Here is a 26,986-nt window from a genome sequence, read left to right on the forward strand (position 1 = left end):
ATGTTTGAGCATGGACTATTTGTTGACCGATGCGCAGCGGGCGAGTATTGCGCCGCTGCTACCGGGCCGGGAGGGGACGAAGAGCGGCCGTGGGCAGGACAACCGCCGGTTTGTGGAGGCCGTGCTCTGACTGCTGCGCAACGGCTGCCGCTGGCGGGCCTTGCCGGCGGCATGGGGCAACTTGCACTCGACGTATACGCGCTTGCAGCGCTGGACCTCCTCGGGTATGTGGGCCCGGGTGCTGGCCGCCGTGCAGGCATACGATGCGCTGCCCACCTTTTTGGTCGATTCGACCACGGTGCAGGCGCACCAGCACGCGAGCGGGGCCCGCAAAAAACGGGCCGCAAGCCCTCGGGCGCAGCCGCGGTGGCTTGACCACGAAGGTACATGCCGTGGCCGACGCCCGCGGCCAGTTCGTGCGCGGCGGCCTGACGGACGGCCAGCGCCACGCCGCAAGCCTTGCCGCTGCTCGACGGGCTGGCCCCGGCCTACCCCGTTGCCGACCGCGGTTATGATTCTGACCCGCTCGTGGCGGCCCTAGCCGCCCATGGCACCTGCGCCGTGATTCCGCCGCGGCGCAAGCGCCGCCACCCGCGGGCCTACGACCCGGTCCGCTACGCCCAGCGCCACCCCGTCGAGCGGCTCTTCAGCCGCCTGAAGCAGTTTCGCTGCGTGGCCACGCGCTACGATAAGTTAGACGCCCATTTTTTGGCCTTCATCCACCTGGGCGCGACCGTCCTCTGGTTGCGTCACTGTTAACAGCTCCTAGTATCCGGGGGGCTGAGTACCGGCTGGAAGGACTTGCTGTTTCGTATCGGCCGATAGCGCAGTACCGCCCCACACAGTTATGGCAATGGCCAGCACCGCCAGTATAGATTTCGTTGGCCCCAGCCTCAACAACTGCCGAGGCCTAAACTGCACAGCTATCAGGCTGATTAGCAGTAGGTGCAGGGGCAGCAGGAAGCGACACTCCACAGCTGTGGGAATGGCTACGCACACGGGCAGCATCGCGGCGAGTAATGCCCAACCGATATTATAGAGAAAGGCGCGGGGTTGAACTGCGGCGCGTTTGAGGGCCACTCGTTTGAGGGCCACTAAGGCGTAGCCGAGGCCTAAAGCCAGCACGACGTAGTTGAACAGTTGCACCAGCGTGGGGCCACCTTTAGCCACCTTCATCGGATAGGGCGTGGCATACCAGAGGTCGAGCCCGTTGAAAGTATGGTGCAGGTAATGGCCAATACCCTCCAATGGGTGCCGCAGGTAATAGCCCAACAGTGCCTGGTAACTTTCAAAATAACCCTTTGCCTGGGCGGCCAATAACTGAGTTCCGGCGCGGTCGGCGTATAGTACCCCGCCGTAATGGCTGGGGTCGATGCTGGAATCGTAGCGTTGGAAAGCCGTGCCCCAGTTAAGCTGCTTGAGGTAAAAGGACATGTGCCCATTGTCGGTGGCCAGCACCAAGGGCGAAAGATGGCCGAAATGCCGATAATTGATGAGAACCTGAGGAAACAGCAATAGCGCTGCCCCAGCCACCAATGCCAGCAGTGACAACGCAGTACCACCTACCCCGGTCTTCGGGCCAACGCCGGCGACAAAGCGCCGCTGCTGCCACCAGAACCAGCCAAGGGCACCGGGCAGGCTGGCCAAGTAAATGGGGCGCATGTTCAAAGCCATTGCCAGCAGCAGACCGCCTACACCAGCCCACCGCCAGCCAGGCTGCGCCAGCGCGATGAGTGCCAGCAGCAGGGCCGTGAAAGCCGGAAAATCCTGGATGCAAAAGTTGAAGTAGTCGCCCCACAGCACAAAGCTCAGGCCTACCAGCAACAGCCACTGTTTGGCCATCAGGGCGTGCCCGGTAACGCACTTCCAGAACGCTGGCAAAGTGAAACCAAACAGCAGCGCGGCCCACAACACACCGATGAACTGCGACCCATGAAGTGGTGCCCAGCCCATCACCATGCACACGGCTCGCACCGGCACTATCAGCAGTGGCCCAATGTAACCCCGCAGGTTGGCATCATAGTTTAGAATCGAGAAATCCTTCTTGTTGATAAAAAAGCGCGAAACCAATTGCCAATATTGCTCTGCATCCCAGGGCAATACGCTATAGCCGCTGAGCGGCAGATACACAGCGTACAGCGCCAATACCAGCAGCACGCAACGCAGCACCGGCCAAGGCTGGTGCAAAGACCAGGAGTGGCGGATGGGCGCCAAAGTTTCCCGGGATGAATCGGTTGTCGAAGAAACCACGGTGGAGAGTTAAGTAGCAGAAAAGGTGTGCAAATGAAGTAAATCAATTCGCGGATTCGGAACCTGACCGGTGCGCGCCGAAAAGCCGGTAGACGACAAATCCGACAATGACCAATGCGACTGCTTGCCCTAGCAGGTATTCATTGCTAATCCAAGGGCCTTGATTCATGAAATATACCTGAAAAGGCCAGTGCAGCATAATACCGGTATGGACGAAGGAGAAGGAAGGAAACCGGTCGTTCGACTGCCCAAACGTGGGGTCGAACCAGTTGAATGGGAGCCATAACTTGGAAACAAGGAGCAGCAACGCGGCCGTCCAGACGATGGCGGCACGGCGTAGGGGCAGCGCATCGGCCACCACTGCGGTAACCAAGGCCAACAGCGGCAGTACATTGGCCAACTGCCGGGTTTCGCTGTTAATGCTCTGCACCATCACCACCATCAACATTAGGCCGAGGCCAAGGCCCAGCCGCTGCAAAGCAGCCAATACCCGCGGCCAGAACAAAATCATCAGCAGCAATGACAAACCATAATACACTCCATGCGCTACTAGAAATTGCAGCGGCCGCTGCAGCACGGCGAAGGTGGTATTAATCAGAAAGGTTTTAAAAGGAAGGTACGGGCGGGAGGGGTCGCCCAATCCGCGCGTCAGGGCCACGTAGGCAGCAAATAGCCCAAGTACGTATAACCACTCAATCCGCGGGCGCAGCAGTCGCTTTATTAGTCCCCACATATCGGCCCAGCCGGGCAGCACACGACGGGCCAGCGTCAGTTGGGTGTAGTACAGGTATAGCGCCGTGAGGGCGATGCTAACCGGCAACAGGGGATGCACATCAGGCGTCATCCGGGGCGGTACCGGAACATGGCGTACGTAGAGCACACCAATGAAGAGCAAGCTGAAAGCTCCGGCGATGCCCACGGCCCACAGCTGACTCAAAAGCGGATTTTGGGTGCGGGGCAGCGGTTCCTCTCGCGGAATGAAGAGCAGCAGCGCATTATAGAACAAAGCCGTTGGCCAGATGGCCAGTGAAATCAATGCGTTCAGCCACAGCCCCAGGGTCTTGCCCCGCAGATAAAGCAGCAAACTTATTAGTCCGACGGTGGTGCTCAGCCGGTCGGTGGTGAAGGGTATGTAGAGGTCGTATTTGGCAAAAGCGAAATTGACCATGAGCGCCAGGTACCCCACCCACTCGGCAGCTAGCGAAAAGCGCATTTGCACCGCAATGCGGTGCCAGGCATACACAATGATGGCGCCTAGCAGCAGGTTGAAGCCCTGCATCCACAGAATCAGATTCTGGTCTAGGAACGGAATATTAAAAGTTTTGAAAAAGCCGTATAATAAGGCAAAAGGCAGAATGCGCTGTATCGTGTAGCTGTTGATACCCACATCGAATAATTGATGCGGAAATCCAGTAGCAACGGGTTTGTAATATGTATCGCCCTCCCATGCAAAGCCGTGGTGCAACGGAATAATATCGGGGAAGATGAAGTACCACACCGATAGCACCGTCGAAAACAGCAAAAAGACCCACATCGGCGACCGATAGATTTTATCGACTAATGATTCATTCTCCGGCGGGGCTACGGTATGATTTGGAAGCATGGAGCGGTTTTCAGATTTGCTTATCAGAGGGTGGACAGGCGCGGGGGCTAATCAGACAGCGCGCGGCGCCGGACTAACCGGCGCCGCGGCCGGCTCATGCAGTTGTTTCACCACATACAGAGGGCGCTGCCGAGCGGCGTCAAGCCCACGCCACACGTATTCGCCGATAACTCCCAGCGCTACCATTTGGAAGGCAGAGACGAAGAGCAGCACCACCATCAGGGTGGTCCAGCCAGCGGGTTCGGCCGGACTCACTATCTTAAGCAAGATGATATAGAGTCCGTAGATGAGCGCTACGGCGCCCAGCCCCAGGCCGACGGCTGAAATGGCCCGCACCGGGAAATAGGAGAAGGCCAGTAGCGAATCGATGAGCAGCTTGATTTTTTTAGATAGCGTCCACCGAGACTTGCCAATCTCACGCTTGCGGCGCACGTACGGGATGTTCACGTATGGGAACCCCAGCCATACCATCAGGTAAAATACATTGGAGTTGCGTTCGCGCAGCGCCACCACCTCTTCGCTCACGATGCGGTCGAAGAACACGAAATCGAAGCCTCCGTCCGGAATGTTTTTCAGGGCCAAGCGCTTCATCAGCCAATGAAATGTTTGTGCAAACCAGCGTGAAGGGCCCGTTTCTTCGCGGTCCTGGCGGTTGCCAATGACGAGCTTAAAGCCTTGTTTCCAGTACTTGTACATCTGCACCATCAACTCCGGCGGGTCTTGCATATCGGCGGTAATGACGGCCAGGCAGTCGCCGGTGGCATGGGCCATACCGGCCACGATGGCGTTGTAGGAGCCCACGTTGGCAGCTAGGTCTACGATGCGGATTTTGCCGGGATAGGTGGCCTGCGCGCGCTGCAAGGCCCCAAGGGTATCGTCGCCGGAGCCATCGTTCACAAAGACGTACTCAAAGCTCACTTCCGGCGGAAAGTTGGCCTCATTGGCCACGAGTTCGCGCGCCGTGACGGGAATATTGTCTTCGTTGAAGTAGCAGGGTATTACAACCGAAAGCTTGGGCATGGGGAAGGGCATTTGGAAATTGCCACCAGAGCAGAAGACCTCTGTGGCTAAGCGGCTCCCCTACTAGGGGAGCCGCATGAAAGCCTACTGCTGCGGAAATTGGCGAATGGCCGCCGCAACAGTAGCCACATGCTCCTCGGTCATGCCGGGCCACATGGGCAAGCTTAAGCAAGTAGCGGCTAGTTCTTCGGCAATGGGGAAGGCGCCTGCCGGCAGTCGCATGTCGGCGTAGGCTTGCTGCAGGTGGGGCGGCACCGGGTAGTGAATGAGCGTGCCAATGCCCTGAGCCGTGAGGTGCTGCTGCAGCGCGGCGCGGTGCTGGGTATGTACCACATAAAGGTGGTAAACGTGGGTAGCACCAGGAGCTACCACCGGCAGGCGCAGGCCCTCGATGCCGGCCAGATGCTGGTCGTACCAAGCGGCTACCTGCTGGCGCTGACGCGTCCATTCGGGCAGGTAATCCAGCTTCACGCGGAGAACGGCAGCCTGCAATTCATCGAGGCGCGAGTTATAGCCCACCACTTCGTTGTAGTATTTCTGCTGCGAGCCGTAGTTGCGCAGCACGCGCACTTTCTGGGCCAGGTCAGCGTCGTTGGTGGTCACGGCACCAGCATCGCCCAGCGCACCCAGGTTTTTGCCGGGGTAAAAGCTCGTGCCGTTCACCGCGCCGAAGCTGCCGGTCAGTCCGCCGTCAAACGCCGCACCCTGCGATTGGGCGTTGTCTTCTACCACGTGCAGGTTGTGCTGCTTGGCCAGGGCCATGATTTCTGTCATGCGGCAGGCTTGACCGTAGAGGTGCACCGGCATGATGGCGCGGGTGCGGGGCGTGATGGCGGCCGCAATGCGCTCAGGGTCGAGGTTGCTAGTGGCGGGGTCGGGCTCCACGGGTACGGGGGTTCCGCCCACCTGCGTTACGGCCAGCCAAGTGGCGATGTAAGTATTGGAAGGCACGATGACTTCATCACCCGGGCCTATTTCCAATACGCGCAAAGCCAGAACCAACGCATCAAGGCCATTGGCCACGCCCACGGTATGATTCACTTGATTAAAGTCCGAGTAGGCTTGCTCGAATTTCTGCACTTCCTCGCCTAGTACATACCAGTACGAATCGTACACACGCCCAATGGCGGCCATAATTTCCTCGCGCGCCGGCACGTGCTGGGGCTGGAAAGACAAAAAGGAAACACTCATACAACTAGAAAAAATATCAAGAGAAATGACAAGCCAAAACGTGACTTGTGGCCCCCAAACGGAAACCCAATTTTTCGCAAGTCCTAAACACAGCCCGATTGGTGGCCTGTGTGGTCATCAGCACTTGCCCAAAGCCCAGTTCTTGGGCCCGGCGCACTGTTTCGGCGACTAATCGCAAATGCCACCCGCGATTGAGCGGCCCCACGGCCGTGAGCAACACCCGCGAAAAGCCCATGCCCAGCGCCTCCGCATCGCCCTGCAGGTCGCCAATAGCCAGGAAGGAATCGACGGGCAGGCTTGGTTCAGCAGGCACCAGCACGGCATCGGCGAAGCTGCCGCTCACGGCCGCTTCGGCGTAGCGCGCCAAAAAGGCATCGCCCTGCTCCGGACCAAACCACGGGTCGGCATGGAATCGGTCGTAGGGATTGCGGGCCGTAGCCGAAATCCGGCCGATGTGCGCTGCCTCATCCGGCCGGGCCAGGCGCACTAGCGAGGGCGGCGGCAAGGTGGCCGCGTTCGTTGGACAGTGCAGGTTCAGCCGGGTTTCCACCAGCCGCCAGCCGCCCCCGGTCAGCGCCTGCAAAAGGGCGATGTCCTCGGCCGGCACCACGCTGAAGGCGTAGAAGGGCCCGCGGGCGGCCAATTGCTCGCGCAGGGCAGTGGCGCTGGCCACTAAATCGGCCGGCGGCGCGTTTTCCGCAAACAGCCCCGTGAAGAGGCGGTAGGTGGGCGTGCCAAAATATTCGGAGTCCCAAGCCAATTGCTGCACCAGCCATTGTCCGGTTCCGGTCGTCATGGGCAGCACTTCCGCGTGGGGTTCGGCAGCAAAGCGCCGTGCGGCGCCTGTGCCAAACCGTTGCTGCTGCGGCTCCCGCGGCAGTTCGCGCAGGAAATGGTAGGGCGAGTGCAGCGCCAGCATTTCCGCCCGCTCAGCGAGCAGGGTTTCGTCAATGCCGGTTGGCGCAGAATTTATTGCTGGGCCTTCCATACCGTTTGAAACTGCTCATACTGGCGGATATAGTCGGCCTCATCGTAAGCGGCCGAAGCCATCACCAATTGCACCGCCGAGTGTGAGTACTGCATCGTGTGCCAGGCATGGGGCGGTACATACAGGCCGACGTTGGGGTCTTCGAGCCGGAAAGTTTGGATAGTGCCATCGGCCATCTCGGTAGTCACCGTGATGCGCCCGGACACGGCCACCAGCACTTGTTGCGTTTGGTGGTGGGCGTGGCGGCCCCGCACAATGCTTTCAGGGGTGTAGTAAGTCCAGAAAATGCGCTGTACATCAAAAGGAATTAGCTTTTGCTGTTCCGTAACCGAGATATAACCGATTTCGGGCGCCCCTAACTTCGGAAATTCAATCAGGTAAGGAGAGGGAAATTTGCTCATAAACCGATACTATTTAACGTGCTCCTTGAAGTACTCCAGTGTGCGGCGCAAGCCTTCGGCACGGTCTACTTTGGGCTCCCAGCCCAGAATTTCCTTGGCTTTGGTAATATCAGGCCGACGCTTCATGGGGTCGTTTTCGGGCAGCGCCTGGTAGGTTGGTTTGAACTCGACACCAGTGAGGCGGGCAATTTCTTCGCCAAACTCCTTAATGGTTATTTCCGACGGGTTGCCGATGTTCACAGGCAAGTGGTAATCACTAAGCAGCAAGCGGTAAATGCCTTCCACGAGGTCATCCACGTAGCAGAACGAGCGGGTCTGCGAGCCGTCGCCGAATACCGTGAGGTTCTCGCCGCGCAGGGCCTGCGAGAGGAACGCTGGCAGCACGCGGCCGTCGTCGAGGCGCATGCGCGGGCCGTAGGTGTTGAAGATGCGGATGATGCGCGTTTCGAGGCCGTGGTGGTTATGGTAGGCCATGGTTATGGCCTCCTGGAAACGCTTGGCTTCGTCGTAGCAACCGCGCGGGCCCACGGGGTTCACGTTGCCAAAGTACTCTTCTACCTGCGGGTGAATCTCCGGGTCGCCGTACACTTCCGAGGTGCTGGCAATCAGCATGCGGGCGCCCTTCACGCGAGCCAGTCCCAGCAGGTTGTGCGTGCCGAGCGAGCCCACTTTCAGGGTTTGAATCGGAATTTTGAGGTAGTCAATCGGCGAGGCTGGCGAGGCGAAATGCAGGATGTAGTCCAGCTTGCCGGGCACAAACACGAACTTGCTCACGTCGGCTTGGTGGAACTCAAAATCAGGCCGGCCAAACAGGTGCTCAATGTTCTGGAGCGAACCCGTAATCAGGTTGTCCATGGCCACTACGTGATAGCCTTCCTTTAGGAACCGGTCGCAGAGGTGCGAGCCCAGAAACCCGGCGCCGCCGGTGATGAGGACACGTTTTTTATCTTCAGCCATAAGTATTCGTCATCCTAAGCGCAGCGAAGGACCTTATCACGTCCGCGCCGTTCGTTTTAATAGTGTTCCTGAAAGGTGCAGCCGTGATAAGGTCCTTCGCTGCGCTCGGGATGACAGTTGTTGTAATGTTTAAGCTTACACCGGTTCCGGGTGGTCGGTTTTCACCCCAATGCAGTGATAGGCAAAGCCCAACTCTTTTAATTCGCTGGCTTCGTAGATGTTGCGACCATCGAAAATCACTTTCTGCTTCATCAGGCGGGCTACCACTTCGAAATTGGGCGAGCGGAAGTCGGGCCATTCCGTCACAACCAGCAGCGCGTCGGCGTCAATGAGAGCGGCAAATTCGTCTTTGGCGTAGGTAATGCGGTCGCCTAGCATGTGCTCGGCTTCTTTCATGGCCACGGGGTCGTAGGCCGTCACGGTGCAGCCAGCAGCTAGCAACTTCTCGATGATGACCAGCGAGGGCGCCTCGCGCATATCGTCGGTTTTGGGCTTGAAAGATAGGCCCCACACGGCGATTCTCAGGCCACGCAGGTCGCCGCCGAAGTGCTTGCTCACTTTATTGAACAACACCGATTTCTGGCTGTCGTTTACGCTTTCCACGGCTTTGAGCACCTGCATCTGGTAACCGTTTTCGGCGGCGGTTTTGATAAGGGCCTTTACGTCTTTGGGGAAGCAAGAGCCGCCGTAGCCGATGCCGGGGTAAATGAACTTGGTGCCAATGCGGGCGTCGGAGCCAATACCCTGGCGCACCTTGTTCACGTCGGCGCCCATGATTTCGCACAGGTTGGCCACGTCATTCATGAAGCTGATTTTGGTGGCCAGCATAGAGTTGGCGGCGTATTTCGTCATCTCCGCCGACGGAATGTCCATGAAGATGATGGGGTGGCCGTTGAGCAGGAAGGGCTTGTAGAGGCGGCGCATCACGTCCTCGGCGCGCTCTGACGACACGCCAACTACAATGCGGTCGGGCTTGAGGAAGTCGTCGATGGCAGCACCTTCTTTGAGGAACTCGGGGTTGGACGCCACGTCGAACTCAATGTCAACGCCGCGCTTGGCAAGGGCCTGCTCGATTTCGGCGCGCACTTTGGCAGCCGTGCCCACGGGCACCGTGCTCTTGGTCACGATGACGCCGTAGCTGTTCATGTTTTCGCCAATACCGCGGGCCACGGCCAGCACATATTTCAGGTCGGCCGAGCCGTCTTCGCCAGGGGGCGTGCCCACAGCAATGAAGGCCACGTCGCAATCCTTGATGGCTTCGCCGAGGTTGGTGGAGAAGTGCAGGCGGCCTTTCTCCACGTTGCGCGTTACCATTTCTTCAAGGCCCGGCTCATAAATCGGCAAGATGCCCTGGTGCAGGTTGTCGATTTTTTTCTGGTCGATGTCGATGCATGTCACGTCAATGCCAACCTCGGCAAAGCACGTGCCCGTCACCAAGCCCACGTAACCAGTGCCTACAATTGCGATTTTCATATTTTTTGGAAATGTTAACCTCTGGTCTTAGCCGGTTTGGTGCAAGATGAATTACTGGCAAATTTAGGTAATCATCGGTGACCGACCGGTAGCGCGCCGGCAAACAATCTATACAACGCCTAGACGCGCCCGCCCGGCTGCTCAATTCCAGCGCGCTCAGGAGCGACACGCCCCTACCGACCAACTATCACAAAATCAATTACATATTGTCGAACCATTTCCCGTTCCGCTTTGCTATGCCCCTCGAATTGGTAAGGCGTATACTTCATAAAATAGGGTGTGGCGGCAACTACCCGCCCGGTATGCAACGCCACAGGCCGGTAACAGGTCAGGGGGTAGAGGTAGGCAAAGTTTACCAATCGGTAGCGGGGTGTGGGCCGGGTGGGCTGGTTGCGAATGGCCGGGCCGAACAGTCGGTAGGTCAGCACATTCTGCTCACAAGCATTGGTTTGAATGGCAGCGATTTGGCGAACGTCTAGAATTCCGTGCCGGTAAACAAAATCGCAGGGATAATCGACTTGGCGGTAGGCACGCACGAAATCGGCAAAGCTGACAGCGGCCACGCCGAGACCAACGCCCACCATGCATCGGGCCAGCAGCGGCCGGGCGGCCGTGGCTTGCAGCGCCACCAGCGCCCCCAACACCACAAATGGGGCAAAAAAGTGGAGAATGCGCCCGTAAAAAACCAACTGGTGCCCTAGCGCAACCAAGCAGGCATAGCCCAGCCATGTCGCAAATGCCCCCACTACTAACGTCCGCACCTCGATGGAAGCCGCCGAAGTGCGGTCAGCCGAGGAAAAAAAAGCCGGCAGGACCCGCCCGCACATTAGCAGCCCGGCGCCAAACAGCAGCAGCAGACCCGCGCCCAACCACTTTTCGACCTCCCAATAGTATTGGCCAATGAAGCTAAAGCCCTCCGCAAAGCTGCCTTGCAAAATAGTGCCGGCAATGTAGCGGCTGCTGGCAAAATAGGAAGTGCCTGCGGCCCGGGCGGTGAGCTCCAGAAAAGCCAGCACGCCCAGCAAGCCCAGCAACTGCCCAAATACGGCCCCCAAATGGCGGGGTTGCGCCGGTCTAGCTTGCTGACCAAATGGCCGCGTTGCGCCCACCATTAACAGCAGCGCCGGCCCCATGAAATAGCCCGGGTACACAGCGTAGCTAATGCTGGCCAACACCCCTACCAACACGTAGCGGCGTAGCCGACCGTTTTGGGGAGTTACTAGCAGCAGCCACAGCGCCCACAGGAAGAAGAACAGGGCATGGTCATAGGGCAGCAGGTGACGCAGGTACACATTGGTATTGACCAGGCTGGAATACAAAGCCACGCCAAGCAAGGCCAGCCCCACACCGAGAAACCGCCGATAAATCTTGTACAGCAGCAGGGCATTTAGGCTAATGACCAGTACGTTGAATGCCTGCGGTACTTGGAGCGACGGCGGCGCGTTGGGATTCAGCCCAAAACCGAGCAGTAACGCGGCCTGCCCCAGCCCGGGGATGACGCGCCAGAGGCCGTCGCCGGGTCGGGCGCCCATCGAATGAATGGCTTGCAGGAACGCCAGGCCGTGCCCGGCGCACAGCTCGCGCAGGCCCAGCATGGCCGTGATGTAGCGGCGCTCGTCGATAAAAGCCATAGTCCCCTTGCCCACCAGGCTCAGCCGGATGAGGGTGACGGCTAGGCCCACCAGCAGGGCCCAGCGCTGCGGGCGGCCCAGCCGTTGCCAGCGGTGGCGCAGGCGCGCTAGCACCGGCTTAAGCCATGTACTGCTTCCACCAGGTCTGGAACACGATGAGGCCCCAGATGCGGGCGTGCACGTCGCCAGGATTGCGCGAGAACAGTTGGGCTTTCAGGCCCCGAATGGCGTCCACGTCGAAGATGCCCTGGGCTTCGATGAAGTCGTCGCGCAGCAGGTCGTTTTCGATAAGGCCGCGCAGTTCGCCGCGCATCCACTTCAGCAGGGGCACTTCGAAACCGTGTTTGGGCCGGTCGTAGAGTTCGGCAGGCAGCTCGGAGCGGAAGGCATCCTGCACGATTTTCTTCTTCATGGTGGCGTCAACCTTGCTGCTCACGGGCAGCGAGAAGGCGAAGTTCACCACCTTGTAGTCGAGGAATGGGGTGCGGACTTCCAGCGAGTTGGCCATGCTCATCAGGTCCACTTTCGTGAGCATGTCGTAAGGCAGCACCAGTTTCATGTCCGTCAGCAGCACCTCGTTGAGGTCGCCATCGGCGTGCAGGTTTTCCAGAATGTCTTTGCGGCGCTTGGCGGCGGCTTTCTTGCCCACCTTGCGTCGGCTCTCGGCGCTGAGCAGGTTGCGCGCGTCAGTAGCCGAGGCGAAGCTGGCCCAGTCCCAATACCGGTCTTTTACGCCGGCGGTCATGCCGCGGGCGAAGCGCTGGAGCTGGCGCACGCGGTTGCCGAAGAAGCCGTTGCGCGACTTGGGCAGGGCATCCCATACAAATCCCAGGGCCGTTACGGCTTCGGCGGCCACGCCGCCCTGGCGCACCTTGAACTCACCCATGTGCTTGTTGTAGCCGCCAAACATTTCGTCGGCGCCGTCTCCGCTCAGGGCCACGGTTACCTTCTGGCGGGTGCGCTGGCTGAGGATGTACACGGCAAGGGCCGAGGAGTCGGCAAACGGCTCATCGAGGTACGACAGCATGTCGTGGATGTGCTCGTAGAGGTCGTCATTCGTCAGCGAGAAAACCGTGTGGTTGGTCTTGTGGCGGTCGGCCACAAGGTTGGCGTACTTGGTTTCGTCGAAGAACGGCTCGTCTTTGTAGCCGATGCTGAACGTGTTGAGGTGTGGGGTGTGGCGGGCGGCCAGCGCGGTGATGACGCTGGAGTCGATACCACCGCTAAGGAAGGCGCCAAGGGGTACGTCGGCCACGAGGCGGCGCTGTACGGCGCCGTCCATCAGCTCGACCAGCTTTTTCTGCTGCTGCTCGTAGCTGAGCTTGTTTTTAGCGACCTTTTTGGGGTCGTAAGGAATCTTGTACCAAGCTTTGCCCACCACTTTCCCGTCCTTGATATACAGGTAGTGGCCGGGCAGCAGCTTCTTCACGCCCTTGAAAATGCTGGCCGGACCGGGAATGTAGTTGAGCTGCAAGTACTGGCTCAAGGCCACGTAATCGAGCTTGCGGGGCACGCCCAGCGCCATCATCGACTTCATTTCCGAGGCGAAAAACAGCTTATCCTCGTCGCGGTAAATGAGCAGGGGCTTCACACCAAAACGGTCGCGGGCGATGAGCAGAGAGTTTTCCTCCTTGTCGTAGATGGCGAAGCCGAAGAAGCCGTTGAGCTTCTTGATGAAGCTGCGGCCTTCGGTAATGTATAGTTGGAGAATGACCTCCGTGTCGGTCTGCGAGTGAAACTTACAGCCGCGCTTGAGCAGCTTTTCGCGCAGCTCGCGGTAGTTGAAGATTTCGCCGTTGAATACGATGGTGTAGCGGCCAGATTCGTCGGTCATCGGCTGGTTGCCATCGGCCGAGAGGTCGAGGATGGCCAGGCGTCGAAAGCCTAGTCCGCACTGGTCGTAGATGAAATGGCCCTCCGAATCGGGGCCGCGGCGGATGATGGCGTCAGTCGACGCCTGCAGGTTGGCCAGCGACTGGCGACCCGTTTCGGTAAAGGCAAATAGTCCGGTGATTCCACACATAGTCGCGCGCAAAAGTACGACCCCGCAACCTAAAGCGCAGCCCCGGGGTATTGTCTGAACCACGGATTCGTCGGATTTATCGGATTCCGCGGATTTCGTAGGTGGCCATTCGGTTTCAGGCAAAAGCCGAAACGCCAGTTGCTTAAGCGCCCAACGCTTCTTCTTGCCATCATTCCCACATTTTCAGCCCACCCATTTTATGGACCTTAACGCACAATTTCAGGCCGCGGCCGATAAAGTAAACAACCTGCCCGGAGACCAGGCCGCCAAGCACATGACCGAGCTCTACGGCCTCTACAAGCAAGCCACCGAGGGCGACGTGAACATGCAACCCGGCGAAGTAGACCCCAACGCCGCCGACAAGGCCAGCGGCCCCGCCGGCCTCTCGCAGGCCCAGTGGGACTCGTGGAATCAGTTCAAGGGCGTGTCGGAAGAGGAAGCCAAGCGCCGCTACGTGGCCCGCGCCGCCGAGATAACCGGCCAGGGCACCGCTACCGAGGCCAGCGAAGTTCCCACCGATGGGCTGACCGGCGCTCCCACCGGCGCGCCTGGCCGCGACATCGAAAACACGACCACGGCCCAGCAGCCCGACCTGGGCCCGGGCCAGCGCACGGCCGGCGGGCTGCGCGGCGACATCACGGCTGGCGCGCCCTATGGCGGCGAAGACAAGCTGAAAGGGGCGCAAGAGTAGTTCATCTGTTGATGAACTAAGACGTCTGTCATCCTGAGCGCAGCGAAGGACCTTCTCACGAGCGAACAGTCTGCAGTAAGTTAATTTACTGCTCCTGTCGTGAGAAGGTCCTTCGCTGCGCTCAGGATGACAGACGTTTTTTTGCTTCTTCCCCTATCAAACTTCCGATGAATCGTCGTCTTTTCCTGCAGCAGGGCACCCGTGCTGCCCTCACGGCCACGCTGCTGCCCGCAGCCGTGGCTTGCCAAACCGCTACCGACAAAAAAATGACGCAGGAGGCCGCTGAAGTGGCAGGACCTCCGACGGCTGGCGCCCCGGGCGATGAAGCCTTTGCCCTGCACGAAGCTACTGTGGCCGACTTGCAAGACCGCATGGCTAAAGGGAGCGAAACTGCCCGCAGCCTGAGCGAAAAATACCTGGCCCGCATCAAGGCCCTGAATGAGGCCGGGCCGATGCTGCGCGCCGTCATAGAAACAAACCCCGACGCTCTGACCATTGCCGATGGCTTAGACAAAGAGCGCAAAGCCGGCAAGCTGCGTGGGCCGCTACACGGCATTCCGGTGCTAATAAAGGACAACATCGATAGCGGCGACCAGATGATGACGACGGCTGGCGCGTCGGCCCTCGTTGGGCACAAGGCCAGGCAAGACGCTTTCATTATTCAGAAGCTGCGGGCAGCGGGAGCCGTGCTGCTGGGCAAAACCAACCTGAGCGAATGGGCTAATTTTCGGTCCTCGCACTCGGTGAGCGGCTGGAGCAGCCGGGGCCGCCAGAGCCGCAACCCCTACGCTCTTGACCGCAGCACCAGCGGCAGCAGCTCTGGCTCGGGCGCGGCGGTGGCGGCCAATTTGTGCGCCGTGGCCATTGGCACGGAAACCGATGGCTCGGTGGTGTCGCCCTCGTCGTGCAACGGGCTAGTGGGTCTCAAGCCCACAGTTGGCCTGCTTAGCCGCAGCGGCATCATTCCGATTTCGAGTACACAGGACACGGCTGGCCCGATGACGCGCACCGTGCGCGACGCGGCCCTGCTGCTGGCCGCCTTGCAGGGGACCGACCCCGCCGACCCGGCCAAATTGCCCATTCCGGCCAATACGCCGACTGATTACACGTCGTTTTTGAAAGCAGATGCGCTGAAAGGCCAGCGCCTGGGCGTGGAGAAAGCGCACCTCAACGGCCCGCCCAAAGTGGCCGCGCTGTTGCGCGAAGCGGTGGCGGCGCTCAAGGCACAGGGGGCCAAAGTGGTCGAAATCGAGCTAAACAAGTTGGTGAATCCGCTGGGCGAGGCCGAGTTTGAAGTGCTGCTCTATGAGTTCAAAGATGGCGTAAACAAGTACTTGGCCGGCGCTGGGGCCACCGTGAAAAACCTGGCCGACGTCATTGCTTATAACAAAGCGCACGCAGCCGAAGCCATGCCCATTTTCGAGCAGGAAACCCTTATTCGGGCTGAGGCTACCGATGGGCTGGGCAATGCCAAATACAAGGCAGCCGTGCAAAAAACCGTGGCCGGCGCCCGCCAGGCGATTGACTCGCTAATGAAAACGCATCAGCTGACAGCTATTATCGGTGTGACAACGGGGCCGGCGTGGTGCATTGACTGGGCCAACGGCGACTATTCGACGGGAGTGGACTTCTCCTCCCCTGCCGCCATGGCTGGCTATCCGCACCTTACCGTGCCCATGGGGCAGGTGCTGGGGCTGCCGGTGGGCCTTTCGTTTGTGGGCTCGGCCTACCAGGAAGGCCGGTTGCTGGGGCTGGGCTACGCATATGAGCAGGCCACGCACAAGCGGGCTGCGCCAAAGTTTTTGCCAACGGTGCAAGCGTAGTGTCGCCTGTCATTGCGAGGCCGCAGGCCGTGGCAATCCGTCCTGTCAGTTGCAGACTCATAATTTTTACCAGAAAGCCCCGGTACCGCAATGGTACCGGGGCTTATTATTTGAGCCTTATTACTTTTTCAAACTGGTCGCTGATAACAGGACGAATTGCCGTGTTGCGCTCGCAATGACAGTTAGAAAATCTTACCCGGATTCAGAATCCCATGCGGGTCGAACACCTGCTTAATGCCACGCATGAGGTTGATATTGGCTTCTTTCAAGGCAATGCCGATGTAGCCTTTCTGCACCAAGCCGATGCCGTGTTCACCGGAAATGGTGCCGCCCAGTTTCACGCAGAGCTCGAAAATCTCACTGATGGGTTGGCGAAGGCCCACATTCCACATTTCGTCGGAGAGCTCGCCGCGGATGATGTTGACGTGCAGATTGCCGTCGCCCGCGTGGCCGTAGCACACGCTCTTGAACCCATAGCGGGCCCCAATTTCCTTCACGCCTTTCAGCAGCGTGGGTAGTTCGGCGCGGGGCACCACGGTATCTTCTTCCTTATACACGGAATTGTAGCGTACCGAATTGCCGATGTTGCGACGAATCTTCCACAAGTCATCCTTCTGGGCGGCGGTGTCGGCCAGCAGAATTTCGCCCACGTCGTAGTGCTCCAGCACGCCGTACACCTGCTCGGCTTCCTTGTATAGCTCGTCCAAGTCCTGGCCATCCAACTCGATGAGCAAGTGGGCCCGGATGTCCTCGGGTAGCGTGAGCGGGATTTTCAGGTAATCGGAAGACCAGGCGATGGCCTCGCGCTCCATAAACTCCATGCCCGAGGGGATGATGCCGGCCCGGAACACGGCCGACACCGCGTCGGCCGCCTCTTCCTCCTTGCGGAAGGGCACCAGCATCAGAATGTTCTGCTTCGGGAAAGGCAGCAGCCGGAACACCACTTTGGTGATGATGCCCAGCGTACCTTCCGAGCCCACCATGAGCTGCGTCAGGTTGTAGCCCGTGGAGTTTTTGAGGGTATTGGCCGCCGTCCAGATGATGTCGCCGGTGGGCAGCACCACTTGCAGGTTCAGCACGTAGTCTTTGGTGGTGCCGTATTTTACGGCTTTGGGGCCGCCGCTGCTGTGGGCCAGGTTGCCGCCCAGCGAGCAACTGCCCTTGCTGGCCGGGTCGGGCGGGTAGAACAGGCCCACTTCCTTCACCGCATTCTGAAACACCTCGTTGATGACGCCGGGCTCCACGGTGGCCTGCAGGTTGCGCTCGTCAATTTCGAGAATTTTATTGAGCCGCTCGGTGCTCAGCACCACGCCGTGGTGGATGGGCAGGGCGCCGCCGCTCAGGCCGGTGCCGGCGCCGCGGGGCGTTACGGGCAGGCGGTTTTCGTGGCAGAGGCGCATAATCTGGCCAATTTCCTCGGCCGAGCCGGGGCGCAGCACCACATCGGGCGCAAAGTGGAAGTCTTCGGTGTGGTCGCGGCCGTAGTCGGCGTAGGCATCGGCGGTGGCGGCGGCTTCGGCGCGCTGGGCCGTGAGCACGTGGGCAGGCCCCACGATGGCTTCGAAGGCGACCAATAATTCGGGGGTAAGGGCGTTGAAGGACATGAGCGGTTAAACGGAACAGGCCGCACAAACTATCTTTGCGGCCAATGAGGAGGGCGACAACGAAGATACTACCGGTGCTGCTGCTGACTTTGCTAGGCTTGGCCAGCTGCCACCGCAAACTCAACTACCGCGACGGCCAATACCGCTCGGCCCGCGAAATGGTGCGGCTCAAAAAGGGCGGCCGCGCCGCCCCCACCCGCCCCGGCAACAAAGCAAAAGCGGTGGGCGTCAGCCCCAGCGGCGCCAAAACCAAAGTGGTGGTGAAGCGCCCGGCCCGCGTGGGCAGCGCCACCGGCACGCTAGCTTCGGTCATCGAAGCAGCCCGCTCCTACCAGGGCACACCCTACCTCTACGGCGGCACCACGCGCCTGGGCCTCGACTGCTCGGGGCTGCTGCAGCTCGCATTTGGCGAGGCCGGGGTGAGCATCCCACGCTCGTCGAACGAGCAGGCCGTGTGGGGCGACCCGGTGAAGACCACCGACCTGCAGCCCGGCGATTTAATTTTTTTTGGAGCCGCGCCCGGCAGCCGCACCATCACCCACGTGGGCATGGTGACGGTGGCCGATGAAGAAGGCATCGATTTTATACACGCTTCCACTTCCTTAGGCGTAGTGGAGAACAGCCTGGAGTCGGATTATTACCTCAGCCGGTTTATTCGGGCGGTACGGCCGCGTTTGTAATATTCCGCCGCTACCTTTGTGGTCGTAATGGTCCGGTGTGTCCCATCGGAATAATGGTAAAACTCCCGTAATATTGGCTCTTTCGGCTCGGTTGTACCTTTGCCTTCGAATTGTGCCCTCACATTCATTTCACTTGTCCCACTGTTTCACCAACCCTTTTTTGTATGAATAATTTACGATTACGCCACTTTTTCCTGCTGGCGCTGATGCTCCTCGGCGCGCACGCCGGCTGGAGCCAGGGCGCCACCACGGCAGCCATGAGCGGCCTGATTACGGACCAGACGGGCGCGGGCCTGCCCGGCGCCACGGTGATTGCCGTGCACACGCCTACTAACACCCAGTACGTGGCCCCGACCAACGCAGACGGCCGCTTCAACATTCAGGGCATGCGCGTAGGCGGTCCCTACACGGTGAAAATTACTTTCGTGGGCTACCAGGACGTGAACCGCGGCGACATTTTCCTGTCGCTAGGCCAGAACCTGCGCCTCGACGTTCCCCTGAGCGCCTCGACCACGGAACTGACCGAGGTGACGGTGAGTGGCCGCCGCGACCCGGTTATCAATGCCGGCCGCACGGGGGCTGAAACCAACGTGAGCCGCGAACAGATTAACCAGCTGCCCACCCTCACCCGCTCGCTCAACGACTTTACCCGCCTCACCCCGCAGGCGGCCGGTGGTGGCAGCTCGTCGTTTGGCGGTGCCAACAACCGCTACAACAACATCACCATCGACGGCGCCGTGAACAACGACGTATTCGGCCTGGCGGCTTCGGGCACCCCCGGCGGCCAGTCGAACACCAACCCCATCGCCCTCGACGCCATTGACCAGATTCAGGTGGTGCTGGCGCCCTACGACGTGACTCTGGGCAACTTCACGGGTGCCGGCGTGAACGCCATCACCCGTTCGGGCACCAACGATTTGTCGGCTTCGATTTACGGTTTCGGCCGTAACCAGAACACCATCGGCAAAAGCGTGACCGAGCCCCGCACCAAAGCGGCCGACTTCTACAACTACCAGACCGGCTTCCGCGTGGGCGGCGCCGTGGTGAAGAACAAGCTGTTCTTCTTCCTGAACGGCGAAATTGCGCGCAACAGCACGCCGCTGGGCTTCCTACCGGGCAGCGCCGACTCGCGGGTGAAGGTGGAGGACCTGCAGCGCATTGCGGCAGCAGCCAACACCCCGCTCTACAACAACTACGACGTAGGGGCTTACGGCGACATCATTGCCCGCACCGAAAGCAACAAGATTTTCGCGCGTCTGGACTACAACATCTCCGAAAACAACACGCTTACGCTGCGTCACAACTACGTGAAAGCGTTTGACGACAACATCAGCCGGGCCGCCAACAACATCCGCTTCGGCAACAACGCCTACCGGTTCGACAACCTCACCAACAGCACGGTGGCCGAACTGAACTCCCGTTTTGCGGGCGGCTTCTCGAACAAGCTCATTCTGACCTACACGGCCATCCGCGATTCGCGCGGCGTGCCCGGCGCCCAAGGCCCCGCTTTCCGCATTGTGGACAACGGCAACACCTATAACCTGGGCCAGGAAACCAGCTCGGTAGCCAACTACCTGAACCAAGACATCGTGGAATTGACCGACAACCTGACCAAGGCGTTCGGCAAGCACACCGTCACCATCGGTACCCACAACGAAGGCTTCAAATTCCAAAACCTTTTCCTCAACAACGGGGCTGGCTTGTACACCTTCACGTCCATCGACAACTTCGTGAACGGCCGCGCTTCCAGCATCACGTCCAGCTACCCCACTTCCAACGGTGGTTTGGCGGAGTTCAAGGCAGCCCAGCTGGGTTTCTACGCCCAGGATGAATACACGCCCATCGAGAACCTGCGCCTGACCTACGGCCTGCGTCTGGATGTGCCCTTGTTCCTGGACAAGCCGGGCGACAACACCGCCTTCAACACCTTTGTGGATGCCAGCCGCCCCGGCTTTAGCAGCGACTACAAAACCACGAACACGCCCAACGGCCAACTGCTGTGGTCGCCCCGCCTGGGCTTCAACTGGGACGTGAACAACGATGCCAAAGTGCAGCTGCGCGGTGGTACGGGCATCTTCTCGGGCCGTGTGCCTTTCGTGTGGATTTCGAATAGCTACACCAACAGCGGCCTGCTGCAAGGCGGTGTGAGCCAAACCGCTCCCACGACGCCGACCGTTACCTACCTGCCTTCTATTCCGCTCACGCCGGCTGCCATTCAGCAGGTATATACCTCGGCTCCCTACGCGCCGGTGTCCACTTCGCAGATTAACCTGACCGGCAAAGACTTCAAGCTGCCCCAGGTGTGGCGCTCGAACCTGGCCGTGGACTTCCGCCTGCCCGGCGACATCGTGGCAACGCTGGAAGGCGTTTACTCGAAGACGCTCAACGACATCTACTACAAAGACATCAACCTGACGGCTCCCGTTGGCCGTTTGGCCGGTCCGGACCAGCGCCCGGTTTACGCGCCTACCACGGCCGCCCGCCGCGTTGACGCCCGCTACACCAACGTGTACCTGCTCGACAACACCAACAAAGGCTACCGCTACAACGCCACGTTCCAGCTGCAGAAGCGCTTCCTCAACGGCCTCAACACCACGGCTGCTTACACCTACGGGGTGTCGAAGGAAGTCAACAGCGGCGCAAGCAGCACGGCCTCGTCTAACTTCGGCTTCAACCAGGTGCAGTACGACCCGAACAACCCCGAACTGGGCTACTCGCGCAACGACCAGCGTCACCGCGTAATCGGCAGCGCCGGCTACACCTTCCGCTACGCCAACGATGCACTGGCCACGACCCTGACGCTGTTCTACGAAGGCCGCTCGGGCCAGCCCCTAACCTACATCTACGGCCAGGGCCGTGACCTGAACAACGACGGCAACAACAGCAACGACCTGCTCTACATCCCCACCAACGTACGCGACCCCAACCAAATCAAGCTGGTGCCCAGTTCCGGCGACACGCGTACCGTGGCCCAGATTCAGGACCAACTGGATGCCTTCATTGAGAACGACCCCTACCTGCGCACGCACCGCGGCCAAGTAGCCGAGCGTTTTGCCGCCCGCCTGCCCTGGACGCACCAGATTGACGTGCGCGTGGCCCAAGACTTCAACTTCATGGCCGGTGGCAAAAAGAACAGCGTTCAAATCACTTTCGACATCCAGAACGTGGGCAACCTGCTCAACAACGAGTGGGGCCGTCAGTACTTCGTGAGCAACAACGCCGTGGAATTGCTGCGCCAGGAAACGACCGGTGCCAACGTGCAGCCGACCTTCTCGTTCCCCGCTACGTTTGCCACGACCAACCGCTCCTACGACTACGCGGCTTTCCTCTCGCGTTGGCAGGGCCAATTGGGCGTGCGCTACAGCTTCAACTAAGCCTGCTGGCTTCGCATAGCTCCCGAAATAGGGCAGGAAGTAATTCCTGCCCTATTTTTTTGTGACTGATTGTTTGGGCCTTGCGCAATTTCAACAAAAAAAGTGCGCCCAGGGCTTGCCAAACCGGCTGCGAGCCGTACTTTTGTCGAACCAAAGCGCAATAGGCACGGCGGTAACAACAAAAATCAGGGGGATTAGCTCAGCTGGCTAGAGCGCTTGCATGGCATGCAAGAGGTCATCGGTTCGACTCCGATATTCTCCACTGATACACCCACAGACAGGCAGTTGCGACTTTGGTTGCGGCTGCCTGTTTTGTTTTCAGGCGGTTGTGCTTTCCGTAGAAAAAGCAAAACCGGAAGTAAAATTGGGAGGCAGGGCGGAATTGAGAATATTAGCAGCCAGCACGCCCATTCATTGCCAGCTTGCCGCAAAAGCCGGCCAAAGCAGGCGAAGCTTGCAAGCTTCTGCACGAGGCCTGGCTAGGGCGTGAGGGCAGCGCGGCGCACCGGCTGATTATAGAATAGGTTGGTAGGAATTTATCGGTTTATATTGAGCAGAAAATCAACCAACTGCTCAATGCTAAAACGATTACGTATTCTGGTACTGCTTCTGCTGGCGGGCCTGGCTTTGTCGGAACGGGCGCAGGCCGCGCCGGGCGATACTACCCGCGTCACCATTTTCAGCCAGCGCAAGCTCACGCACTACGGCTTTTACGATACTACGGCGGTGATGCCCGCGGCTGGTCGGCGCTACCGCAAGGTGTTGATGCACTACATTCTGGGCCGCTACCCCTGCCCGCCCGGCACGCAGTACTGCGGCTCCTGGGACTACACCACGCGCGTGATTTTGCAGCCGCCGGCCCACGACACCCTGGAAATGGCCCGCATCATGACGCCCTATGCCACCGACTGGCTGGTCCGCAATAAAACCCACGATTACGTGGTGGACGTGACCGACTATGCGCCCCTGCTGGTGGGCAATCCCGGCTTCCGCTTCGACTACCAGGGCTACTCCTGGGGCTTTACGGTGACGGTGCGGCTCGACTTCATTGAGGGCACGCCGCCGCAGGACCCCGTGGACGTGCGCAACGTATATGATGGCACCTTCGCCTTCGGCCGCACCTCCGACCCCATCGAAGCCCACCTGCCGGCTCGCTCGCTGGTGGCCCCCTCGGCCGGCACCATTGCCCTCAAAAGCCTGATTTCGGGCCACGGCTCCGACCCCGCGGGCTGCGCCGAATTCTGCCGCAAGTTTTACCAGCTGCTGATAAATAACCAGTGGACCAGCACCACCTCGCTGTGGCGCGACGACTGCGGCAAGAACGAGGTGTACCCGCAAACCGGTACCTGGGTGTACGACCGCGGCAACTGGTGCCCCGGCGCGGTGGTGCGCCGCATTGTGCAGCCGCTCAACGGCCTGACCACGCCCGGCCAGCCCTTCACCCTCGACATCGACATGCAAACCTACACGGCCAACAACCAGACGTCGGCTTCGGCCCAGTACATCTGGAGCAGCCAGCTGGTGACGTCGGGCGCCATTAATTTCCGGACCGATGCCTCGCTGGATGAAATCATTGCGCCGAACTCCAACGAGAACTATGTGCGCGAAAACCCGATTTGCGGCGGCCCGCAGGTGCGGCTGCGCAACCTGGGCAGCAACCGCCTTACGGCCGTGGCTATTGCCTACCGCGTGCAGGGCCGCGGCCCTACCCAAACCTACAACTGGACCGGCGACCTGGCCTACGGACGCGACACGCTAGTGGCGCTGCCGCCCCTGAGCACGCTGATGAACAACACCGCCGGCGGCCGCTTCCAGGCCTGGACGGCCTCGCCCAACGGCACCCGCGACCAGAACGCCTACAACGACACGCTGACCACGCGCTTCGCGCCGTCGATTCAGCTGCCCGGCTCCATCACGGTGAACATGACCACCAACAACGCCCGCAACGGCCTCTGGAATGAAACCAGCTGGCAAATTGTGGACGTGGCCGGCAACGTGGTGGCCCAGCGCGTGAATGCTGCCAGCAGCACCACCTTCAACGACAACGTGCGCTTGGTGCCGGGCTGCTATTCGCTGCGCCTCACCGACCTGGGCTGCGACGGTTTCTCGTGGTGGGCCTCGCCGGCCACCGTGGGCAGCATGCGCATCCTGAACTCGGCCGGCAGCGTGCTGAACACCATCAACGGCGACTTTGGCTGCGAGTACACGCTCAACTTCCAGGTGGCCGGCCCGTTGGCGAGCGCCGCAAATCAGAAACTGCTGAACGCGCTGGACGTGTACCCCAACCCCAGCCACGACGGCCGTTTCACCTTCGACCTCAACCTGCCTAGCACGCAGGACGTGCAGCTGCGCGTGGTGGATGCCCTGGGCCGCCGCGTGTGGGCCCGTGCCCTGCCCCAGGTGAAAGCCACCGTGCAGCAGCTCGCCCTCGACGGCGTGGCCCCCGGCGTGTACGCCCTCGAGGTACGCCTGGCCGATGGCACCACGTTGAACCGCCGGCTGGTGATTGATTAGGAAGTGGGAATTGGGAAGTGCGCTTCCCGATTCCTACTCCTTACTTACCGCTCTCCATTTCCTCTTACCCAATTCTCTCTTTCCATACCCTTCACACCTTAAATGCAAAAGCCCCCGCAGCGTGCTGCGGGGGCTTTTTGTTGGTCGTAAGTAAGTAACTATTGTTTGCTTACCTTGATAGTGCTCGTGCGGCTTTCATCCTGGTAGCGCACCAGGTAGATGCCGGCGGCCAGGCTGCTCAGGTCGAAACGGGCGTTTTGGCTAGTCAGGGACTGGGTTTGGAGCACGCGGCCGGTCAGGTCGGTCAGGCTGACCTCGGCACGGGCGCCGGTGCGGGCTACCGTCACGGTGAGGGCGTTGGTGGCGGGGTTCGGGAAGGCGCTGAGCGCCACCTCCTGTTGGCCGGTGCGGCTGGCAGAAACATTGATGATGCTTACCAGGTAGTCTTCGGCTTCGCCATAATCGGACTGCGAAGCACCGCAAGCTTGGCCGGCCAGCGGCACCAGGTCATCGCCGCCGCGGATGCGCATTTTGGTTTGGCCCATCAGGGCCGACGCGGGCACCGTTACCGGAATAGTGGCGGTGCCATTGGCGCCGGCGTTGGTGCCCGAGGTGAAGTACTCGCTGGCTTCGAAGCTGCCGTTGTGGTTGAAATCGACCCACAGGGCGCTGTACTGGAAATTGTCGGCCCCGAAGGTCAGCACCACGTTGGCGGGTAAGTTCGGGATGGTCAGCGTGCCGGGCTGCTGGGCGCTGTAGTCGTGGTAGTACGGGGCCACGTTGCCCAGCGTGCTCGTGTTGTTGGCAAACGAGTTGATGGTGACGGTTTTGATAATGTCGTTGTTGCCACCGCTCACGTAGGTAGGCGTGCAGTAGCATTGCAGGAACGGCGCAAGCGTCACGCTCACCGGGGCCGATACGGCCGTAGCGCTGCTGCCTGAGCAGGTTACTTGCAGGCGGTAGTCGGTGGCGGCCGTGAGGCTGGCTACGGTATAAGGCACGGTGGTCGCGCCGCTAATATTGGTGTAGTTGTTGAACCCGGCCGGGCTGCTCTGCCACTGGTAGCTGAGGCCGGTAGCGCCGCTGGAGTAGCCGCTGGCGCGCAAAGTGAAAGCCGTGGCCGGGCACACCGACGTGCTAGAGGCCGTGGCCGTGCCGCCGGTGGGCGTGCCGGCGCAGGCCGTGGGTGCCACAATGGTGACGAGGTAGTCTTCCACCTCGCCGAAGTAGTTGTTGAAGCAGGCCTGATTGCCCACCACGCTGCCGTTGTTGGAGCGCACGCGCAGGCGGGTGGGGCCGGTGAGGGCCGTGGCGGGGATGGTCACGTTGGCGGTCAGGCTCAGGTTGAGGGCCGTAAAGCCGGTGGCCGGGCCGGTGCCAATGAGGGTGTATTCGGAGGCGTCGAAGGTGCCGCTGTGGTCGTAGTCTATCCACAGGCCAGCGGCGCTGCTGGCGGCATTCACCCGCAAATCGAGCGTGACGGGATAGGTGGCGCCCTGGCTCAGGTTGGTGGTGAGGGCCGCGTTGGCGGTGTAGCTGGCGTAGCCGCCGGTGGTGCAGGTGGTGTTGGTATTGCCCAGTGCGGCCAGGGTCACGCCCCGAATCCACTCGTTGGTGCAGTTGCCGCCGCTGGGCGTGCAGTAGCAGTTCAGGAAGGTATTCTGCGTTACGCTTACGAGCGGCGAGGTCGACGAAAGGCCGCTGCCCGAGCAGGTAACCACCACGCGGTAGTCGGTGGCGGCCGTCTGGCTGGCCACGGTGTAGGGCACAGCGGTAGCGCCGCTGATGTTGGTGAAGGTATTAGCCCCGGCGGGGCTGCTCTGCCATTGGTAGCTCACGCCCGAGCCGGACGAGGCGCCGGTGAGGCTGAGCGTGAAGCTATTGTTGGTGCAGGCGCTGGGGGTGCTGGCGGCGGGCACGCCGGCCGACGGCGTGCCGCTGCACACCGAGTTGATGGTGATGCCCATGACGTTGAGCACGCCGGTGGCAGATGTTTTGGCGAAGCCCACGCTTTGCACCAGCTTGCCGAAGTTGGCCGGCGCCAGGGTGAGCAGCAGTTGGTAGAGGCGGGGGTTGGTAGCGTTGTTCTCGCGGTTTTCGACGCCGCGCTGCACCCGGCCCAGGCCCAGAATGGCGTAATTACCACCGCCATACCAGTCCGAAACAGTTTGGTTGTTGAACACCTGGGTGGTGCCATCGGTGAACGTGACCGTGATGTTGACGGTGCTGGCCCCGCTGCCCGAGGTGGCCAGCACGTACACCTCGCCCGCCGCCTGCGGCGTCACGAACGTGACCGTGCCCGAGCCGGTGCCGGTACCCGTGGGGGTGGCCGGCATGCGCAGCGAGTTGTTGGCGTTGTAGGGCGCCAATTGGTAAGTCAGGCCCGTAGTGGCAGCACTGTTAATGAGGCCGTTGTTGGGCAGATACGACGTGCCGGTGGGGTTGTAGTCCTGGGCCATAAACACGTAGTTGCTGTCATCGACGCCCACCGTGGTCGAGTTGGTGGATACGCCCGTGCCGTTGGCCACCACGTCGTGGTTGTAGCCCGTGAGCGCCACCGGCACGTAGGCCGCCTGCGCCCGCGGGGCCGCGCCCAGCCCCAGGGCGCACAGCGCCAGCTTGGCATAGTGTGTAAATTTTTGGTTCATTGGGTGTTGGTAAGAGGGTTGGTGTTAGAAGAAGAGGTCAAGGCCAAAGGTCAGGCAGCCGCGCCGGCTAGGCAAGTGCCACGCGCAGAAAAGCTTGGGACCGGCCGGGTTGCCA

Annotated in this window: 18 protein-coding genes, 1 tRNA gene and 1 pseudogene; 8 read left to right on the top strand and 12 right to left on the bottom strand. The window is 60.5% G+C overall.

The window, feature by feature from the left end; all coding sequences use genetic code 11:
• Nucleotides 1-133 precede the first annotated feature (133 nt).
• On the top strand, nucleotides 134-541 hold the full coding sequence (locus I2I01_RS23680; protein WP_394369286.1) for a transposase: 408 nt from the start codon (nucleotides 134-136) through the stop codon (nucleotides 539-541).
• Nucleotides 457-759: pseudogene (locus I2I01_RS17505) on the top strand (transposase); the annotation flags it as partial. The gene I2I01_RS23680 and the pseudogene I2I01_RS17505, both read left to right, overlap by 85 nt.
• 6 nt (nucleotides 760-765) lie before the next feature.
• Here I2I01_RS17505 and I2I01_RS17510 read toward each other — a convergent pair.
• The 10 genes from I2I01_RS17510 to asnB all read right to left on the bottom strand — a co-directional run bounded on the left by I2I01_RS17510 (nucleotide 766) and on the right by asnB (nucleotide 13,537).
• Nucleotides 766-2,214, bottom strand: a complete 1,449-nt coding sequence (locus tag I2I01_RS17510) for a hypothetical protein (protein WP_196287800.1) — start codon at nucleotides 2,212-2,214, stop codon at nucleotides 766-768.
• Between the two features lie 79 nt (nucleotides 2,215-2,293).
• Complete coding sequence (locus I2I01_RS17515; protein WP_196287801.1) at nucleotides 2,294-3,853, bottom strand: hypothetical protein; 1,560 nt, start codon at nucleotides 3,851-3,853, stop codon at nucleotides 2,294-2,296.
• 51 nt (nucleotides 3,854-3,904) lie between these two features.
• Nucleotides 3,905-4,873 carry a glycosyltransferase family 2 protein gene (locus I2I01_RS17520; RefSeq protein ID WP_196287802.1) on the bottom strand — a complete coding sequence of 323 codons (969 nt, stop codon included), beginning with the start codon at nucleotides 4,871-4,873 and terminating at the stop codon, nucleotides 3,905-3,907.
• Nucleotides 4,874-4,957: 84 nt separating this feature from the next.
• Nucleotides 4,958-6,064, bottom strand: coding sequence for a DegT/DnrJ/EryC1/StrS family aminotransferase (locus I2I01_RS17525; protein ID WP_196287803.1), 1,107 nt, complete (start codon nucleotides 6,062-6,064; stop codon nucleotides 4,958-4,960).
• Nucleotides 6,065-6,080: 16 nt separating this feature from the next.
• Entirely contained in the window at nucleotides 6,081-7,052 is a 972-nt protein-coding gene (locus tag I2I01_RS17530; protein ID WP_196287804.1) for a GNAT family protein, read from the bottom strand.
• Nucleotides 7,034-7,453 carry a sugar 3,4-ketoisomerase gene (locus I2I01_RS17535; RefSeq protein ID WP_196287805.1) on the bottom strand — a complete coding sequence of 140 codons (420 nt, stop codon included), beginning with the start codon at nucleotides 7,451-7,453 and terminating at the stop codon, nucleotides 7,034-7,036. Before I2I01_RS17535 ends, I2I01_RS17530 begins: the two co-directional genes overlap by 19 nt.
• Before the next feature lie 9 nt (nucleotides 7,454-7,462).
• Entirely contained in the window at nucleotides 7,463-8,410 is a 948-nt protein-coding gene (locus I2I01_RS17540) for a UDP-glucuronic acid decarboxylase family protein (RefSeq protein WP_196287806.1), read from the bottom strand.
• A 135-nt stretch (nucleotides 8,411-8,545) separates the two neighbouring features.
• Nucleotides 8,546-9,883: a UDP-glucose dehydrogenase family protein gene (locus I2I01_RS17545; protein ID WP_196287807.1), complete on the bottom strand. Its 1,338-nt coding sequence runs from the start codon at nucleotides 9,881-9,883 to the stop codon at nucleotides 8,546-8,548.
• Nucleotides 9,884-10,056: 173 nt separating this feature from the next.
• Nucleotides 10,057-11,628: a glycosyltransferase family 39 protein gene (locus I2I01_RS17550; protein ID WP_196287808.1), complete on the bottom strand. Its 1,572-nt coding sequence runs from the start codon at nucleotides 11,626-11,628 to the stop codon at nucleotides 10,057-10,059.
• Between the two features lie 4 nt (nucleotides 11,629-11,632).
• Nucleotides 11,633-13,537 (bottom strand): asparagine synthase (glutamine-hydrolyzing), encoded by a 1,905-nt coding sequence (gene asnB, locus I2I01_RS17555; protein WP_196287809.1) that lies wholly within the window; start codon nucleotides 13,535-13,537, stop codon nucleotides 11,633-11,635.
• Between the two features lie 199 nt (nucleotides 13,538-13,736).
• Here asnB and I2I01_RS17560 point away from each other — a divergent pair, with 199 nt between their 5' ends.
• Complete coding sequence (locus I2I01_RS17560; RefSeq protein ID WP_196287810.1) at nucleotides 13,737-14,228, top strand: acyl-CoA-binding protein; 492 nt, start codon at nucleotides 13,737-13,739, stop codon at nucleotides 14,226-14,228.
• 167 nt (nucleotides 14,229-14,395) lie between these two features.
• The gene (locus I2I01_RS17565) at nucleotides 14,396-16,051 is read left to right on the top strand and encodes an amidase (protein ID WP_196287811.1); all 1,656 of its coding nucleotides are present in this window, start codon (nucleotides 14,396-14,398) and stop codon (nucleotides 16,049-16,051) included.
• Nucleotides 16,052-16,233: 182 nt separating this feature from the next.
• Here I2I01_RS17565 and I2I01_RS17570 read toward each other — a convergent pair whose 3' ends face one another.
• Entirely contained in the window at nucleotides 16,234-17,655 is a 1,422-nt protein-coding gene (locus tag I2I01_RS17570; protein WP_196287812.1) for an FAD-binding oxidoreductase, read from the bottom strand.
• A 44-nt stretch (nucleotides 17,656-17,699) separates the two neighbouring features.
• Between I2I01_RS17570 and I2I01_RS17575 the strand changes: the two genes are divergently transcribed.
• From I2I01_RS17575 to I2I01_RS17590, 4 genes are all read left to right on the top strand, one after another.
• Nucleotides 17,700-18,335, top strand: a complete 636-nt coding sequence (locus tag I2I01_RS17575) for a C40 family peptidase (protein ID WP_196287813.1) — start codon at nucleotides 17,700-17,702, stop codon at nucleotides 18,333-18,335.
• A 164-nt stretch (nucleotides 18,336-18,499) separates the two neighbouring features.
• Nucleotides 18,500-21,709 carry a TonB-dependent receptor gene (locus I2I01_RS17580; protein ID WP_196287814.1) on the top strand — a complete coding sequence of 1,070 codons (3,210 nt, stop codon included), beginning with the start codon at nucleotides 18,500-18,502 and terminating at the stop codon, nucleotides 21,707-21,709.
• 188 nt (nucleotides 21,710-21,897) lie between these two features.
• Nucleotides 21,898-21,971, top strand: a tRNA-Ala gene (locus I2I01_RS17585).
• A 314-nt stretch (nucleotides 21,972-22,285) separates the two neighbouring features.
• Entirely contained in the window at nucleotides 22,286-24,223 is a 1,938-nt protein-coding gene (locus I2I01_RS17590; RefSeq protein WP_196287815.1) for a peptide-N-glycosidase F-related protein, read from the top strand.
• 158 nt (nucleotides 24,224-24,381) lie between these two features.
• On the opposite strand, the gene I2I01_RS17595 is transcribed toward I2I01_RS17590, so the two are convergent.
• Complete coding sequence (locus tag I2I01_RS17595; RefSeq protein ID WP_196287816.1) at nucleotides 24,382-26,871, bottom strand: GEVED domain-containing protein; 2,490 nt, start codon at nucleotides 26,869-26,871, stop codon at nucleotides 24,382-24,384.
• Nucleotides 26,872-26,986: the final 115 nt, after the last annotated feature.

Source organism: Hymenobacter properus (assembly GCF_015694735.1).
Classification (GTDB): domain Bacteria; phylum Bacteroidota; class Bacteroidia; order Cytophagales; family Hymenobacteraceae; genus Hymenobacter; species Hymenobacter properus.

What these genes read in the sequence shown, in the direction of transcription:
- I2I01_RS17515 (WP_196287801.1), bottom strand. Translation starts at nt 3,853, where the DNA reads ATGCTTCCAAATCATACCGTAGCCCCGCCGGAGAATGAATCATTAGTC.
- I2I01_RS17520 (WP_196287802.1), bottom strand. Translation starts at nt 4,873, where the DNA reads ATGCCCAAGCTTTCGGTTGTAATACCCTGCTACTTCAACGAAGACAAT.
- I2I01_RS17525 (WP_196287803.1), bottom strand. Translation starts at nt 6,064, where the DNA reads ATGAGTGTTTCCTTTTTGTCTTTCCAGCCCCAGCACGTGCCGGCGCGC.
- I2I01_RS17530 (WP_196287804.1), bottom strand. Translation starts at nt 7,052, where the DNA reads ATGGAAGGCCCAGCAATAAATTCTGCGCCAACCGGCATTGACGAAACC.
- I2I01_RS17535 (WP_196287805.1), bottom strand. Translation starts at nt 7,453, where the DNA reads ATGAGCAAATTTCCCTCTCCTTACCTGATTGAATTTCCGAAGTTAGGG.
- I2I01_RS17540 (WP_196287806.1), bottom strand. Translation starts at nt 8,410, where the DNA reads ATGGCTGAAGATAAAAAACGTGTCCTCATCACCGGCGGCGCCGGGTTT.
- I2I01_RS17545 (WP_196287807.1), bottom strand. Translation starts at nt 9,883, where the DNA reads ATGAAAATCGCAATTGTAGGCACTGGTTACGTGGGCTTGGTGACGGGC.
- asnB (WP_196287809.1), bottom strand. Translation starts at nt 13,537, where the DNA reads ATGTGTGGAATCACCGGACTATTTGCCTTTACCGAAACGGGTCGCCAG.
- I2I01_RS17560 (WP_196287810.1), top strand. Translation starts at nt 13,737, where the DNA reads ATGGACCTTAACGCACAATTTCAGGCCGCGGCCGATAAAGTAAACAAC.
- I2I01_RS17565 (WP_196287811.1), top strand. Translation starts at nt 14,396, where the DNA reads ATGAATCGTCGTCTTTTCCTGCAGCAGGGCACCCGTGCTGCCCTCACG.
- I2I01_RS17570 (WP_196287812.1), bottom strand. Translation starts at nt 17,655, where the DNA reads ATGTCCTTCAACGCCCTTACCCCCGAATTATTGGTCGCCTTCGAAGCC.
- I2I01_RS17575 (WP_196287813.1), top strand. Translation starts at nt 17,700, where the DNA reads ATGAGGAGGGCGACAACGAAGATACTACCGGTGCTGCTGCTGACTTTG.
- I2I01_RS17580 (WP_196287814.1), top strand. Translation starts at nt 18,500, where the DNA reads ATGAATAATTTACGATTACGCCACTTTTTCCTGCTGGCGCTGATGCTC.
- I2I01_RS17590 (WP_196287815.1), top strand. Translation starts at nt 22,286, where the DNA reads ATGCTAAAACGATTACGTATTCTGGTACTGCTTCTGCTGGCGGGCCTG.
- I2I01_RS17595 (WP_196287816.1), bottom strand. Translation starts at nt 26,871, where the DNA reads ATGAACCAAAAATTTACACACTATGCCAAGCTGGCGCTGTGCGCCCTG.